Annotated in this window: 12 protein-coding genes; 10 read left to right on the top strand and 2 right to left on the bottom strand. The window is 75.3% G+C overall.

The window, feature by feature from the left end:
• Positions 1-5 precede the first annotated feature (5 nt).
• A complete protein-coding gene (locus EAH89_RS05430) occupies positions 6-2,045 on the bottom strand; it encodes a 3-hydroxybutyrate oligomer hydrolase family protein (RefSeq protein WP_140881775.1) in 2,040 nt (679 codons plus the stop codon).
• 296 nt (positions 2,046-2,341) lie between these two features.
• On the opposite strand from EAH89_RS05430, the gene EAH89_RS05435 reads away from it, so the two are divergent.
• A complete protein-coding gene (locus EAH89_RS05435) occupies positions 2,342-5,542 on the top strand; it encodes a bifunctional diguanylate cyclase/phosphodiesterase (protein ID WP_140881776.1) in 3,201 nt (1,066 codons plus the stop codon).
• 24 nt (positions 5,543-5,566) lie between these two features.
• Here EAH89_RS05435 and EAH89_RS05440 read toward each other — a convergent pair whose 3' ends face one another.
• Positions 5,567-6,532, bottom strand: coding sequence for a Bug family tripartite tricarboxylate transporter substrate binding protein (locus tag EAH89_RS05440; protein WP_140881777.1), 966 nt, complete (start codon positions 6,530-6,532; stop codon positions 5,567-5,569).
• A gap of 363 nt (positions 6,533-6,895) precedes the next feature.
• Between EAH89_RS05440 and EAH89_RS05445 the strand changes: the two genes are divergently transcribed.
• From EAH89_RS05445 to EAH89_RS05485, 9 genes are all read left to right on the top strand, one after another.
• Positions 6,896-7,654 carry an SDR family oxidoreductase gene (locus tag EAH89_RS05445; protein WP_206667457.1) on the top strand — a complete coding sequence of 253 codons (759 nt, stop codon included), beginning with the start codon at positions 6,896-6,898 and terminating at the stop codon, positions 7,652-7,654.
• Complete coding sequence (locus tag EAH89_RS05450; RefSeq protein ID WP_140881778.1) at positions 7,651-8,448, top strand: alpha/beta fold hydrolase; 798 nt, start codon at positions 7,651-7,653, stop codon at positions 8,446-8,448. The genes EAH89_RS05445 and EAH89_RS05450 overlap by 4 nt, the downstream gene beginning before the upstream one ends.
• Positions 8,441-9,271, top strand: coding sequence for an IclR family transcriptional regulator (locus EAH89_RS05455; protein ID WP_140881779.1), 831 nt, complete (start codon positions 8,441-8,443; stop codon positions 9,269-9,271). Before EAH89_RS05450 ends, EAH89_RS05455 begins: the two co-directional genes overlap by 8 nt.
• A complete protein-coding gene (locus EAH89_RS05460) occupies positions 9,268-10,197 on the top strand; it encodes a VOC family protein (RefSeq protein WP_140881780.1) in 930 nt (309 codons plus the stop codon). Before EAH89_RS05455 ends, EAH89_RS05460 begins: the two co-directional genes overlap by 4 nt.
• A gap of 3 nt (positions 10,198-10,200) precedes the next feature.
• Positions 10,201-10,980 carry an SDR family oxidoreductase gene (locus EAH89_RS05465; RefSeq protein WP_140881781.1) on the top strand — a complete coding sequence of 260 codons (780 nt, stop codon included), beginning with the start codon at positions 10,201-10,203 and terminating at the stop codon, positions 10,978-10,980.
• 11 nt (positions 10,981-10,991) lie between these two features.
• Complete coding sequence (locus tag EAH89_RS05470) at positions 10,992-12,674, top strand: thiamine pyrophosphate-binding protein (protein ID WP_140881782.1); 1,683 nt, start codon at positions 10,992-10,994, stop codon at positions 12,672-12,674.
• A gap of 1 nt (position 12,675) precedes the next feature.
• The gene (locus tag EAH89_RS05475) at positions 12,676-13,500 is read left to right on the top strand and encodes an aspartate dehydrogenase (RefSeq protein ID WP_140881783.1); all 825 of its coding nucleotides are present in this window, start codon (positions 12,676-12,678) and stop codon (positions 13,498-13,500) included.
• Between the two features lie 88 nt (positions 13,501-13,588).
• The gene (locus EAH89_RS05480; protein WP_140881784.1) at positions 13,589-14,554 is read left to right on the top strand and encodes a PDR/VanB family oxidoreductase; all 966 of its coding nucleotides are present in this window, start codon (positions 13,589-13,591) and stop codon (positions 14,552-14,554) included.
• Positions 14,555-14,663: 109 nt separating this feature from the next.
• A complete protein-coding gene (locus EAH89_RS05485) occupies positions 14,664-14,894 on the top strand; it encodes a recombinase-like helix-turn-helix domain-containing protein (RefSeq protein WP_206667458.1) in 231 nt (76 codons plus the stop codon).
• Positions 14,895-14,898: the final 4 nt, after the last annotated feature.

A 14,898-nucleotide genomic window follows, 5' to 3' on the forward strand; every position in this document is an offset into this window, starting at 1 on the left:
CGCGCTCAGTCCGGGATCGCCGCCCGCCCCGCACGGACCTCGATCCGGTCTCCGGCCGCGGGCTCCGCCGCGGGGGGCGGCACCGCCGCGGCCACCAGCGGCGGCGCGGACCCGGCACGGCCGCCGCGGGGCGTGGTGCGGACCACCTGGCTCGGCGGGATCGGCGCGCCGGCGGTCAGATGGGCCCAGAGCGCGTCGAGCCCGCGCAGGAGGTAGAGGTTCAGGGGGACGAAGCGGGTGTCGAAGCCCGGCCCGGACAGGCCGAAATGCTCCGCGTTCTCCACCTCCCAGTAGCGGAGGTTCCCGCGGTCCCCCTCGGCCAGGCTGTTCAGCGCGAGATAGGGGCGCGAGGAGAAGGCCGCCGGGACCCGGTCATCCAGCCGCCCGTGGACAATGATCACGGGCCGACCGCGCAGGTTCCCGTTCGCGAGGAACTCCGCGATGCCCGCCTGCACGCGCCGCGCCTCCGGGCTGCCGCCGACCGCCATCTCCCGCAGGCAGAGCGCGCCGTCGAGGTTGTAGTCCTGGCGCCCCGTCGAGGGGGAAACGGAGAGGGCGTTGCGCCGCGGGCCGGTCGGGTCCCGGTCGTTCACGATGTCCACGGGCCCGAAGGGCGCGCCGCCGGGCGCGGTGGCGAAGCTCTGGGCCAGCACCTCCGGCGGCGCGGCGACCGGTCGGCCCTCCGCGTCCACCGCGGCGAAGCTGAGGCCGCAGACCCGGTCCTCCACCCCGAAGCGGCCGTGCGCCGAGACGTACTTGGCCGCGGTGGCGTCGGGCACGACCGAGTAGTTGTGCGCGTGCAGGATCTCGACCTCGCGGTCGTAGCCGTAGGCGTGCACCCGCTCCAGCGCCTCCCGCGCCTGCGCCGGGAGGTCGTCCGCCGCCAGCAGCCCCTTCTCGCGCAGGGAGGCGCAGCGTTCGGCGGCGCGGGCGATGCCGGCGCGGCCCGGGGCGTCCTCCGGCAGGGCCGGCGCGGCGCAGGGGAGGTAGAGGTTGCCGAAGGTGAAGTAGTCGAGCAGCGTCCGCCCGGGATCGCGCCGCTCCCGCCCGCGATAGGCCACGACGGCGCGCGCCTCCGGCCGGACCTGCACCTGCGGCTCGCCCGCGAGGACGGCGTCCACCAGCCCCGCGTCGTCCGCCTCCCCGGCGTAGAGGGCCGCCCCGCCGCCGTTCGAGTTCCCGGCCACGATGACGAGCGTGTTCGCGCGGGTGAAGCGCTCCGACCCGGCGCGCTCGTTGAGCTGCCAGAAGGCGTAGCGGATGGTGCGGAGCACGTCCTCGCCCCAGCCCGCCTCCGCGTTGCGGCGGGAATGCGCGTGCTTGAAGGCGATCCGGTGCGGCGCCTCCGCCAGCAGCCGCCGGCGCGCCTCGGGTGCGAGGTCGGCGGCGAAATGGGCGTGCTCGCCGGCCTCGGCGGCCGGGGCGCGCGTGCCGTCGATCCGGTGCACCGTGTCGGTCCCGAGGTCGTGGACGCCGTTCCCCGCTCCCTTGTCCGTGTAGACGACGGCGCAGCCGCGCCGCAGGCCCCAGAACCCGAAATCGACGATGTCGCGGAACAGCGCCGAGGAGCCGTTCACCGGCACGGCGAGGATGCAGTTCCGCTCGCCCGACCGATCGCGCGGCACCTGCAGCAGCACGGCGACGTGGCGCGACCCGCGGCCGGCGGGATCGTCGGTGAAGGCCAGGTACTCCTCGCCCGCGATCCGCCCGTCATCCTCGAGCAGCCGGCCCGTGGCCGTCTCCACGTTGGGCCCGAAGAGGCGCCCGAAGCCGAAGCCCGCGTCGCCGCGGCGGAACATCGACGCGCGGCGAAGCTCCTCCGCCGTCGGCGCCCGCGGGTCGGCGTAGCCGGGCGCCGGGCCGGACAGGAGGCCGCCCACGCCCCGCCCCGCGGTGACGAGGTCGTCGGAGAGGCCGTCCAGGGTCCGGTGGCTCTCCACGCGGAGCCAGGCGGGCCGCGGCGCCACCTCCGCGGCCGCGGGGACCGGGGGCGCGACGGCCCCGCCGGCCAGCAGGAGAGCACCCAGGAGCCGCACAGCCGCCATCGTCGTTCCTCGCCCGTCCAGCACCCTTGGCCCCGCCCGGCCGCGGCGGCCGCCAACCCCGCGAAGTCCCGCACGGAACGGACCGGCCGGCAATCCGGCCGCCGCGGTCCCTCCCCCGACCGTGATCCCCGGCGCGCGGAGGCGCCGCGGGCGCGGACGGACTCCGCGGGCCTTACGCTTCCTTCATCCACGTCGGCTTAGGAAGGAGGCGGCATCGCCGTGAGAACCCGGTGCCGCCCGCCCGGCGCCGGCCCTGGCGGGGCAGGACGCCGCCAGCCGGGGATCGGATCCGCCGCATGCTTTCCCTCGTCGCCGCCGCCCTGAAATGGCCCGAGAGCGCGCGCCGCCGCGGACCGGGGCCGGCCACGCCCGTCGAGGCCGACGATCGCCGGGCGGCCTTCCACCGGGCCGCCATCGGCGCCCTCCTCGCGGCCGCCATCGGCCTCGCGACGGCCGGCTACCTGGGCAACCAGCGCGAGGCCGCGCTGCGCGACGCGGAGCGGGAGGTGCGGAACCTCTCCCTCGTGCTGGCCACCTGGATCGGCGACGGCTTCCGCACGATCGAGCAGCTCGAGGCCGGGATCGCGGACTGGATGCGCGCCGAGGGCGTCGACGACCCCGCCGAGTTCTACCCCCGCCTCTCCACGCGGGCGGTGCACGAGATGCTGCGCGGCCGCGTCGCCGCCCTGCCGCGCGTGAGCCGCTTCTTCCTCGTCGACCACGACGGGCGGAACACGGCGAACACCGCCTCCTTTCCCGCGCCGTCGATCAACTCCATCGGCCGCGACTACTTCGACGCACTGCGCAACGACTCGGCGCCCGACACCTTCCTCAGCGCGCCGTCGCGCAACCAGGTGGACGGCCAGTGGAGCATCTTCCTGGCCCGCCGCCTGCACGCGCCGGACGGCCGCTTCCTCGGCGTGGTCGCCGCCGGCATCGACCTCAACTACTTCGAGGGCATCTTCGGCCGCCTCACGCTCGGGCCCGGCAGCTCGGTCCAGCTCGCGCGCCGCGACGGCCTCCTCCTGGCCGGGCATCCCTGGCCCGAGAGCCTGATTGGCACCTCCATGGCGGGGGACGAGGTGTTCACCGCGCTCCTGCCGCGCGCCGGCGACGGCACGATGCGCAGCGCCGGCGGGGCCGACGGCGAGGCACGGGTCCTCGCGGCGCGGGCGCTCGATTCCCACCCCCTCGTCGTCGTCGCGAGCCGCGCGACCGACCAGATCCTCGCGCCGTGGCGAAGCGAGGCGCGGCGCCTGGGCGCCGGCGCGGCCGTGCTGGACACCCTGATCCTCGCGGGCGTGCTGCTGGTCAACCGCCAGGCCCGGCAGCGGGCGGCGGTGCGCCGCCTGCAGGACGCCCAACGCGAGGCGGAGGCGCGGGCGGGCGCCGCCGAGGCGCAGGCGCGCGACGCCCGGCTGCTCGCGGCGCGGGAGGCCTCGCTGCGCGCCATCTTCGACAACGGGACGGCCGGCATCGCCGAGGTCGACGCGACTACGCGCCGCTTCCTCCGGGTGAACCGCCGCTACGCCGAGATCACGGGGCGGAGCGAGGCCGAGCTCCTCGGCGGGCTCGGCCCCATGGACGTCGTCCACCCGGACGCGCGCGAACGGATCCGCGGCACCTGGGAGGCCGCGCGCGACCGCGACAACTGGGAGATGGAGGCCCGCTACCTGCGGCCCGACGGCACGATGGTCTGGGCGCGACTCAGCGTCGCCGTCGTCGCGCGCGACGCCGCGGGCGCGCCGGTCCGCCTCGTCTCCATCGTGCAGGACGTGACCGAGCGGCACGAGGCCGAGGCCTTGCTGCGGCTGAGCCTGGAGGTGGGCCGGATCGGCAGCTTCCGCCACGACATCGCCGCCGGCACGGTCGCGTCCGGGCCGGAGATGTGCGCCATGCTGGGCCTGCCCGCCGTCGAGCGGCTCCTGACCGAGGAGCAGTGGTTCGCCCCCGTGCTGCCGGAGGATGCCGAGGGGCTGCGCGCCGCGATCGACCGCGGGGTCGCCGCCCGGGAGGCCGAGGGCGCGGTCGAGTACCGGATCCGCCGGGCCTCGGACGGCGAGGTGCGCCACGTCGAGGCGCGCGTTCGCCTCGAGTACGACGGCGAGGGCCGCCCGCTCTCGGCCGTCGGCGCGGTCATCGACGTGACCGAGCGGCGCGAGGCGGAGGCGCGGATCGCCCACCTCGCCCACCACGACGCCCTCACCGGCCTGCCGAACCGCCTCCTCCTCCGCGAGCGGCTGGACGCGGCCCTGGCGCGCGCGCGGCGGGGCGAGGGCTTCGCCGTGGTCTGCCTCGACCTCGACCGCTTCAAGGAGGTGAACGACAGCCTCGGCCATCCCGTCGGCGACAGCCTGCTGCGCGCCGTCACGGAGAGGCTGAAGGCGGCCGTGCGCGGGACCGACACGCTGGCCCGCCTCGGCGGCGACGAGTTCGCCATCGTCCTCGCCGACGTCGACCAGCCCGCCGAGGCCACCTCCCTCGCGCGGCGGCTGGTCGAGGTGGTCGGCCAGCCCTTCGAGGTCGACGGCCACCAGGTCGTCATCGGGACGAGCATCGGCATCGCGGTCGCCCCCGGCGACGGCCTCGACGCCGACGTGCTGCTCAAGGCCGCCGACATGGCCCTCTACTGCGCCAAGGCGGACGGGCGCGGGCGGTGGCGCTTCTTCGAGCCCGAGATGGACGCCCGCATGCAGATGCGCCGCGCCCTCGAGACCGACCTGCGCCACGCCCTCGCCATGGGCGAGTTCGAGGTCCACTACCAGCCCATCATCGGCGTCGGCTCTCGGCGGGTCAGCGGCCTCGAGGCCCTGGTGCGGTGGCGCCACCCGGTGCGCGGCCTCGTGCCGCCGGACGCCTTCATCCCGCTCTGCGAGGAGATCGGGCTCATCGTGCCGCTCGGCGAGTGGGTCCTAGCCCAGGCCTGCGCCGAGGCGGTGACCTGGCGCGGGGCGCCCAAGGTCGCGGTCAACCTCTCCGCCGTCCAGTTCGCCAACCGCGGCCTGGTGGAGGCGGTGGCCGCGGCGCTGGAGGCCTCGGGCCTCGCGCCCGGGCGGCTCGAGCTCGAGATCACCGAGACCGTCATGCTGCAGGACACCGAGTCCACGCTGGCCACCCTGCACCGGCTGAAGGCGCTCGGCGTGCGGATTGCCCTCGACGACTTCGGGACGGGCTACTCCTCACTGAGCTACCTTCAGCGCTTCCCCTTCGACAAGGTGAAGATCGACCGCTGCTTCACCCGCGGCCTCGACCATTCGCGCCAGAGCGAGGTCATCGTGAGCGCGGTGACCGGCCTCTGCGCGGGTCTCGACATGACCACCACGGCCGAGGGGGTCGAGACCGAGGAGCAGTTCCGCGCCCTGGCCCGCAACGGCTGCACGGAGGCGCAGGGCTATCTGTTCAGCCGCCCCTGCCTCGCGACCGAAGTGCCGGCCACGCTCGCGCGCCTCAACGCGGCCGCGGCCGGGCAGGTGCGGGCCGCGCCGGCCCCGGCGTGACCCGGCGCCGGCTGGCCGCACCGCCTATTCCACGCGGATGTTCAGCTCGCGCACTACGCGGCCGAAGCGCTCAAAATCCGCGCGGTTGACCTCGGCGAGCCGCGACGGCGGCCCGCCCGCCGGCACGCCGCCGAAGGCGGCCAGGCGCTCCTGCACGTCCGGCATCGCCAGCACGTCGTTCATGTGGGCGTTCATCGCATCAACCATCGGCGCGGGCAGGCCGCGCGGGCCGAAGAGCCCCCACCAGGTCGTCACGTCCAAGTCGTAGCCCGATTCCTTGTAGGTGGGCACGTTGGGAAGCACCGGGCTGCGCGCCGCCTCGGAGACCGCGACGGGGACGAGCGTTCCCGCGTTGAAGTGGTCGTAGACGGCGCCGATCGTCACCAGCCCGACCCCCAGGGAGCCGGAGAGCAGGTCGTTCACCACCGGCGCGACGCCGCGGTAGGAGATCTCGGTGAGCTGCAGCTTCGCGAGGTGGTTGAACATCTCGGCGTAGATGTGCATCGGCGACCCGGACCCGGGCGAGCCGTAGCCGACGAGCTGCCCCGCCTTCGCCTGCGCGACGACGTCGGCCAGCGAACGGATGCCGCTCTGCTTGCTGGCCACGAGGACGATCGGGTTCGTCGCGATCATGTGGACCGGCGTGAAGTCGCCCACGGGGTTGTAGTTGACCCCTTGCTTGAGGACGAGCGGCGCGATCGGGAAGGTCGAGGGGGCGAAGAGCAGGACCGACCCGTCGGGCGGGACGCGGGCGACGTACTGGGTGCCGACGGCGCCGCTCGCCCCGGACCGGTTCTCCACGATCACCTGCCGGCCCAGGCGGGGCGTCAGCCGGTCGGCGAAGAGCCGCGCCAGCGCGTCGGTGTCCCCGCCCGGCGGGTAGGCGACGACGAAGGTGACGGGCCGCACGGGCTGCGCGACGGCGGGAGCGGCCAGGCCGGCGGCGAGGCCGAGGGTGAGGGTGAGGGCGCGTCGTCCGAGGTTCTTCATGAACAGCCTTCCCAGGTGGGCGGATAAGAGGTTCAGCGTGAGCCGTGGCCGCCCCCGCGCGGCGCGGCGAGCGTCCACCGCCGTGCGACGGACCGGATGACAACGCGCTCCCGTTCTTATTTGAACAGTGTGTTCGAATTGCCCGAAGGGTGTGAGAAGAGCCCCCGCAAGGTCAAGCCGGATTTTTCCCGGCCAGCAAGGAAAGGCGATACCCGGCCCGGCGGGAACGGCGCTCGCTCGGAAACAGATTGCCTTTGACAAGCCGAACCCGCGCCGCCATCTTCCATTCATGAACACTTGGTTCGAATATGAACAAGTTGACCACGCGGCTGCGACGCGGGGTGCCTGTTGGAAGCGGGCCGCGTGAGCGCGGTGGGGAATCTTCTGGCCGGCCGCACCGTGGTGGTCACGGGCGCAGCGCGGGGCGTGGGGCGGGCCATCGCGCTCGCCTGCGCCGCCGCCGGCGCGCGCCTCGTGCTGGCCGACATCCTGGCGGACCCGCTCGCGGAGACGACCGCCGCGCTGGTCGCCGCCGGCCACGCGGCCCGCGCCGTGCCGCTGGACCTGGCGGAGCCGGGCAGCGTCGCGGCCTTCGCCGCCGACATCGCGGCGCATGAGGGGCGCGTGGACGGGCTCGTCAACAACGCCGCCATCGCAACCGGCATCGGCGGCCCGGAATTCGACGCGATCGAGATCGAGACCTGGGACCGGGTGATGCGCGTGAACGTGCGCGGCACGTGGCTCGTCACCCGCGCGGTCGTCCCGCTGATGGGCGCCGGGCGGATCGTCAACATCGCCTCCGACACCGCCCTCTGGGGCGCGCCGCGCCTCCTCGCCTACACGGCCAGCAAGGGCGCGGTGATCTCCATGACGCGGTCGCTCTCCCGGGAGCTCGGCCCGCGCGGCATCGCCATCGCCTGCGTCGCGCCGGGCATCATGCGCAACGAGGCGACGGAGTACGTCCCCGCCGAGCGCCACCGCCTCTACGAGACCGGCCGCGCCGTCCCCGGCCCCCAGGTGCCCGAGGACATCACGGACACGGTGGTCTTCCTCCTCACCCCCGGCGCCCTCGCCCTCACCGGCCAAGTGCTTCCCGTGGGCGCGGGCTTCGTCTTCACGTGAGCGCCCGCCTCGAGGCCGCCGGCATCGCCCTGCTGCACCGTTCCGGCCCGGACGCGGTCCCGCCGCTGGTGCTGCTGCACGGCATCGGCAGCAACGCGGAGAGCTGGCGGCCGCTGATGGGCGCCCTGCCGGAGGGCCGCGCCCTCTGGGCCTGGAACGCGCCGGGCTACGGCGGCTCCGCCCCGGTCGCGCCCGCCGCGCCGACGCCGGGCGACTACGCCGCCGCGCTGGCGCGGCTGCTGGACGCGTTGGGGCTCGACCGCATCGTCCTTGCCGGCCATTCGCTCGGCTGCCTCTTCGCCGCCCGCTTCGCCGCCCGCCATCCGGCGCGTGTCGCGCGTCTCGCGCTGATGTCGCCCGCCCTCGGCTACGGCGTCACGGCCGGCCCGCTGCCGCCGGCCGTGCAGGCGCGGATCGACGACCTGAGCGCCCTCGGCCCAACGGCCTTCGCCGAGCGCCGGGCCGCCCGCCTCGTCCACGACGCGCCCAGCCGCCCGGCGGTGCTGGAGGGCGTGCGCCGCGCCATGGCCGCCGTCGACCCCGCGGGCTACGCCCAGGCCGTCCACGCCCTCGGCGCCGGGGACCTGCTGGCGGACGCCGCGCGGCTCGCCATGCCCGTCCTCGTCGCGACCGGGCTGGAGGACGTCGTGACGCCGCCCGACAACGCCCGCCGCCTGCACGCCGCGCTCCCGAACCCGATCCGCCTCGCGGAGTTCCCGGCGGCCGGCCACGCCCTGCCGCAGGAATTCCCCGCCGAGGTCGCGGCCCTTCTCGCGGAGACGATCCTTGCCTGAGCCGGAGGCCGACGCCCACGCCTACCTCTCGCCGCCCGTGCAGCGCGCGGCGCTTCTCCTGCGCCACATCGCGGAGGGGGACCGGGTCACCAACATGGCCGCCACGGCGCGCGCGCTCGGCATCAACCGCACGACCCTGCTGCGGCTGCTGACCACGCTTGAGGCGGAGCGCTTCATCGAGGCCGCGCCCCAGGGCGGCTGGCGCATCGGCCTCGGCCTCATCGGCATCGCCGCCCAGGCCTTCTTCTCGCAGGACCTGGTGCAGACCGCCGCCCCGGCCATCGGCCGCCTCGCCGACCAGCTCGACCTCTCCGCCCATCTCGGGGTCCTGGACCGCACGGAGATCGTCTACGTCGTCCGCCGCACGCCGGAGAACGGGCGCTACGTCAGCAACATCCGCATCGGCAGCCGCCTTCCCGCGCACGCCGCGAACATGGGCCGCATCATCCTCGCCCACCTGCCCGCCGCGCGGGTGGAGGAGATCTTCGCCCACGCCCCCCTGCCCGCGAGCACGGCCCAGACGCCCGTGACCCTCGAGCAGCTCCGCGCCCGCCTCGACGCGGACCGCGCCGAGGGCCTGGCCTGGAGCGACGGCTTCTTCGAGGCCGGCATCAGCTCCGTCGCCGCGGCCATCCTCGACGCCGCCGGCACGCCCGTCGCCGCGCTCAACGTCAGCGGCCAGACCGCGGCCTTCGACGGCCCGGCGCGGCGCGAGCGCATCGGCGGCCTCGTGCGCGAGACGGCGGAGGAGATCTCCCGCCGGCTCGGCTGGCCCGGCCCGGCAGCCCTCCCTAACCCAACGAAGCTGAAGGTGGTGGCATGAGCGAGACGGCCACGGTCGATTTCATGCGCGGGATCGCCATGCGCGCGCCGGGCGTGACCGCGACCCGCGACTTCTACGAGAAGAGCTGGGGCCTGCGCGCGGTGGCCCAGGGCAACGACGGCACGGTCTACTTCCGCGGCACCGGCGCGGAGCAGTGGATCTACGCCCTGCGGGGGGACGCCACCTTCGGCATCGACTACATCCATTTCGGCCTGAACAGCCGCGCCCGCGTGGACGCGCTCCACGCCCAGCTCGCGGCCGCGGGCATCGCCCTCGGCGGCGCCCCCGCCGAGCTCGCCACCCCCGGCGGCGGCTACGGCTTCACCGCGCTCGACCCCGAGGGCCGCCGCCTGCGCTTCTCCGCCGACGTCGCCCGCCACGCCGACACCGACGACAGCCGCGCCATGCCGCGCAAGGTCTCCCACGTCGTGCTGAACACGCCGGGGATGGAGGCGCTCAGCGGCTGGTACCGCGAGCATCTCGGCTTCCGCGTCACCGACTACTCCGCGGACATGATGATCTTCCTCCGCGCCGCCACCGACGCCGCGTTCAGCGACCACCACTCCATCGCCCTGAACCGCGCGCAGTACGCCTCCGTGAACCACGTCGCCTTCGAGATGCCCTCCATCGACAGCTTCATGCGGGGGATCGGGCGCATGCGCGTGGCCGGGCAGTCGCCGGCCTGGGGACCCGGCCGCCACGGCCCGGGCAACAACCCCTTCGCCTATTTCGTCTCGCCCTCCGGCTTCGTCATCGAGTTCACCTCCGAGGTGCACAAGGTGGAGGAGGCGACGCACCAGCCCGAGGTCTGGCCGCGCGACGTGCCGGAGAAGATGGACACCTGGATGACCGCCGGCCCGCCGACGCCGGCCATGCGCACCGTCATGGCCGGCCGCCCCGACGCCGGCTGGCCGACGGCGGGCTGAGCGGTGGACCTCGGCTACGCGGGCCGCGTCGCGGTCGTGACCGGCGGCACCTCCGGCATCGGCCTCGCGACCGCGCGGCTGCTGCTCGAGGAGGGGGCGCGTGTCGCCGTCTGCGGGCGCGACGCCGGCCGGCTGGAGGCCGCGCGCGCCGCGCTCGGCGGCGACGTCCTGGCGCGCCGGTGCGACGTGCTCGACCGCGCGCAGGTGCAGGACTTCGCGGCCGCCGTCGCCGAATGGGGCGGCGGGGCGCTGGACCTCCTCGTGAACAACGCCGGCCAGGGCCGCGTCTCGACCTTCGCGGAGACGACCGAGGCCGCCTGGCGGGAGGAGCTGGAGCTGAAGTTCTTCTCCCAGATCCACGCGCTGCACGCCTTCCGCTCGCTGCTGGAGCGGGCCGCGGCGCCGGCCATCGTCGGCGTGAACTCCCTTCTCGCGCTGCAGCCCGAGGCGCACATGGTCTGCACCTCCGCCGCCCGCGCCGGCGTGCAGAGCCTGCTCAAGTCCCTCGCGACGGAGTTCGCGCCGCGCATCCGCGTGAACTCCGTCCTGCTCGGCCTGGTGGATTCCGGCCAGTGGCAGCGCCGCTACAAGGCGCGCGAGGACCGGGCCCAGACGCGCGAGGCCTGGTTCGGCGCGCTCGCCGCGAAGAAGGGCATTCCCCTCGCCCGCCTCGGCCGCCCGGAGGAGCCCGCGCGCGCCATCCTCTTCCTCGGCTCGCCGGCGGCGAGCTACGTCACCGGCGCCAGCCTGGAGGTTTCCGGCGGCGTGTCGCGGCACATCTGACGAGAGCCCGCATGGACCACCTCCCGCTTGCCGCCCCGACGACGACCGAGGAGCCGGTGGGCGACCTCGTCGCGCGCGCGCTCGCCGATCTCGGCGTCACCACCGCCTTCGGCGTCATCTCCATCCACAACATGCCGATCCTCGACGCCATCGCGCGCCAGGGCCGCATCCGCTTCGTGCCCGCGCGCGGCGAGGCGGGGGCGATGAACATGGCCGACGCCTTCGCCCGCGTCTCGCGCGGGCTCGGGGTCGTCATCACCTCCACCGGCACCGGCGCCGGCAACGCGGCGGGCAGCCAGGTGGAGGCGCTGACGGCGGGCACCCCGCTCCTGCACATCACCACCACCATCGACCGCGCCTTCATGGACCGCGATCGCGCCGCCATCCACGACGTGCCGCGCCAGCCCGAGATGCTGAAGGCGATCAGCAAGGCCTATTTCCGCGTCTGGGAGCCCTCCGGCGCGGTGGACACGCTGCTCGCCGCCGCCCGCGCCGCCCTCACCGCCCCCACGGGGCCGGTGAGCATCGAGTTCCCCGTGGACCTGCAGCGCGCCAAGGTGCCCGGCCGTGCCCGGCCCGCCCGCCTCCACGTCGCGCCCCAGCCGCCCGACCCCGCGCAGCTCGACGCCCTGGCGGAGGCGATCCTCCGGGCCGAACGGCCGATGCTCTGGCTCGGCGGCGGCGCGCGCGGCGCGTCGGAGGCGGCGACGGCGCTGGTGAACCGCGGCGTGGCCGCCGTCACCAGCACACAGGGCCGCGCCGTGGTGCCGGAGGACCATCCCTGGTCGCTCGGCGCCTTCAACATGACGCCCGCCGCCCAGGCCCTCTACGACCGCGCGGACCTGATGGTCGTCCTCGGCTCCCGCCTGCGCGGGAACGAGACGCGCAACAACGCCATGCCCCTGCCTCGGCCGCTGGTGCAGGTGGACGCCGAGCCCTCCCAGGCCGGGCGCAACTACCCCGTGGACATGTTCATCGCCGGCGACGCCCGCCTGGCGCTGGAGGGGCTGCTGGCCCGCCTGCCGACGTCGCTTGCCACCGACGCCGCCTTCCTGCACGACGTCGCCATCGCCCGCGCCCAGTCCGAGGGCGCGCTGCGCTCGGCGCTCGGCCCCTACCAGGTGGTGGCGGACGCGCTGCTGGCCCGCGTGCCCGCCGGGCGGCACCCCTTCGTGCGCGACGTGACCCTCTCCAACTCCACCTTCGGCAACCGCTACGTCCACCTGGCCGCGCCGCATCTCGGCGTGCACGCGCTCGGCGGCGGCATCGGCCAGGGCATCGCCATGGCCATCGGCGCTGCCATGGCGGGCGAGGCGAAGACAATCGCCCTCGTCGGCGACGGCGGCGCCATGCTGATGATCGGCGAGCTCGCGACGGCGGCCGACACGGGCGCCGACGCCGTGTTCATCCTCATGAACGACGGCGGCTACGGCGTGATCCGCAACATCCAGGACGCGCAGTACGGCGGCCGCCGCCACTACGCCGACCTGCTGACCCCTGACTTCGGCACCCTCTGCCGGAGCCTCCGCCTCCCGCACGAGAAGGTCTCCGACATCGGCGCCTTCGAGGCCGCGCTGGACCGCGCCCTCGCGCAGGAGGGCCCCTGCGTGCTGGAAGTGGACATGGCCGCCATCGGCCCTTTCGCCGAGAGCTTCGCCGGTCCCCCCGCCGGCGCCGCGGGGAGCGTGCGCTGAGATGCTGCGCCTCGGCATCATCGGGGCCGGGGGGATCGCCTCCACGGTCCTCTCGGCGCTCTCGGCGGAGCTCCCGGCGCCGCTCCGCTCCCTCGACCTCCTCGTCCGGCCCGGGCGCGAGGTGGAGGGCGAGGCGCTGCTGGCCGGCGCCGGCGGCCTGGCCGCGGAGCGCCGCGTCCACGCCGCCCTCGAGCCCTTCCTCGCGCAGGCCCCGGACCTCGTGCTCGAGTGCGCCGGCCACGGCGCCGTGCGCGCCTACGCCGAGGCCGTGCTGCGCGCCGGCCGGGACCTCGTCGTCGTCTCCGTCGGCGCCCTCGCGGACCCCGCCCTGCACGACCGCCTCCGGGCGGCGGCGCGGGAGGGCGGCGCGCGGCTCGTCCTGCCCGCCGGCGCGATCGGCGGGATCGACGTCCTGGCCGCGGCCCGCGCCTCCGGCCTGGAGGAGGTCTCCTACATCGGCCGCAAGCCGCCCCGCGCCTGGGCCGGCACCCGCGCGGAGGGGCTGCTGGACCTCGGCGGCCTGACGGAGCCGGCCACCTTCTTCGAGGGCAGCGCGCGGGACGCCGCGCGCGACTACCCGCAGAACGCCAACGTCGCGGCCACGGTCGCGCTGGCGGGCGCGGGGTTCGACGCGACGCGGGTCCGCCTCGTGGCCGACCCCGGCATCGCCCGGAACCAGCACGAGCTCGTCGTCCGCTCGGCCGCGGTGAACTTCACGATCCGGCTGGAGGGACGGCCCTCCGCCGCCAACCCCAAGACCTCGCTCGGCGCGGGCTACAGCGTCGCGCGCGAGGTGCTCAACCGCGTGGCCCCGGTGGTGCTCTGATGGCGCGAACGGAAACCTGCCGGTCCCCCGTCCCACGCACCGCCGGCGCGCGCCGCCCCAGGGTCTGGGCCAAGGCGGGGGCCGGCGCATGAACGCCATCTCCGCCGCCGCCGCGCGGACCTTCCCCGCCCTGCTGCGCCGCGTGACCTACGTCGCCCCCGGCGTCCTCGCCCTCGACTTCGAGGCGGAGGACGGCGGCGAGCTGCCGCCCTTCGAGCCGGGCTCGCACCTCGACGTCCACCTGCCGGACGGCACCGTCCGCCAGTACTCCCTCTGCGGCGACCCCGCGGACCGAACCACCTACCGGATCGCCGTGCGCGACGTGAAGGGCGGGCGCGCCTCCCGCTTCGTGCACCGCGGGGAGCTCCGCCCGGGCGTGGTCGTCACGCTGGGGGCACCGCGCAACAACTTCGCCTTCGAGCCCGCGGCACGCTACCTCTTCGTCGCCGGCGGGATCGGCATCACCCCGCTGCTGCCGATGATGCGCGCGGCGACGCGGGCCGGGACGCCCTGGACCCTTCTCCTCTGCGCGCCCCGCAGCGCCGAGGCCCCCTTCATCCGCGAGGCCCGCGCCCTCGGCGGCGAGGTCTCCGTCCACGCCAGCGAGGAGGGCACCCGCCTGGACGTGGCCGGGCGGCTGCGCGACGCCCCCGCCGACACCCTCCTTTACTGCTGCGGCCCGGAGCGGCTGATGCTGGCGGTGGAGGAGGCGACGGCCCACTGGCCCGAGGGCAGCGTCCGCTTCGAGTGGTTCACCGCGCGCTCGCGCCCCGAGGGCGAGGTCTCCGGCACCTTCGAGGTGGAGTGCGTCCGCTCCGGCCTCACCCTCGCCGTGCCGCCCGAGCGAAGCGTGCTCGCCGTGCTGAACGACGCGGGCCTCGCGGTGCCCTGCTCCTGCGAGCAGGGGGTCTGCGGCACCTGCGAGGTGGCGGTGCTGGAGGGGGAGGTGGACCACCGCGACAGCATCCTCTCCGCCTCCGAGCGGGCGGCGAACGCGACGATGATGACCTGCGTCTCCCGCGCGGCATCGCCCCGGCTGGTGCTCGACCTGTGACGGCGCGTCCCGGCGAACCGCGCGGCACCGGCCGCCGCGCGCCGCCCCGCTTCCCGGCCCGCCCGCGCGGACCGGACGAAGGTTTGCTTCGGCAGGAGAGGAAGGCATCGTGAACGACACCTATCGCTTCCCGCACCTTGAGGAGCGGCAATCCATCAACCGCCTGCCGACCGAGTGGGAGGGCAGCCTGGCGGACGCCATCGAGGCCGCCTTCGCCAAGGGCAACTGGGAGCTCGAGGACCTCGTCGCGGCCCTGAACCGCTCGCGCGTGCGCCCGAGGGCGGGCGGCGAATGGACCCCCGAGAACTTCCAGGCCACGATGCACGAGCTGGGAGCCTAGCCCG

Origin of the sequence: Muricoccus nepalensis, assembly GCF_006438825.1 — a bacterium.
Classification (GTDB): Bacteria; Pseudomonadota; Alphaproteobacteria; order Acetobacterales; family Acetobacteraceae; genus Roseomonas; species Roseomonas nepalensis.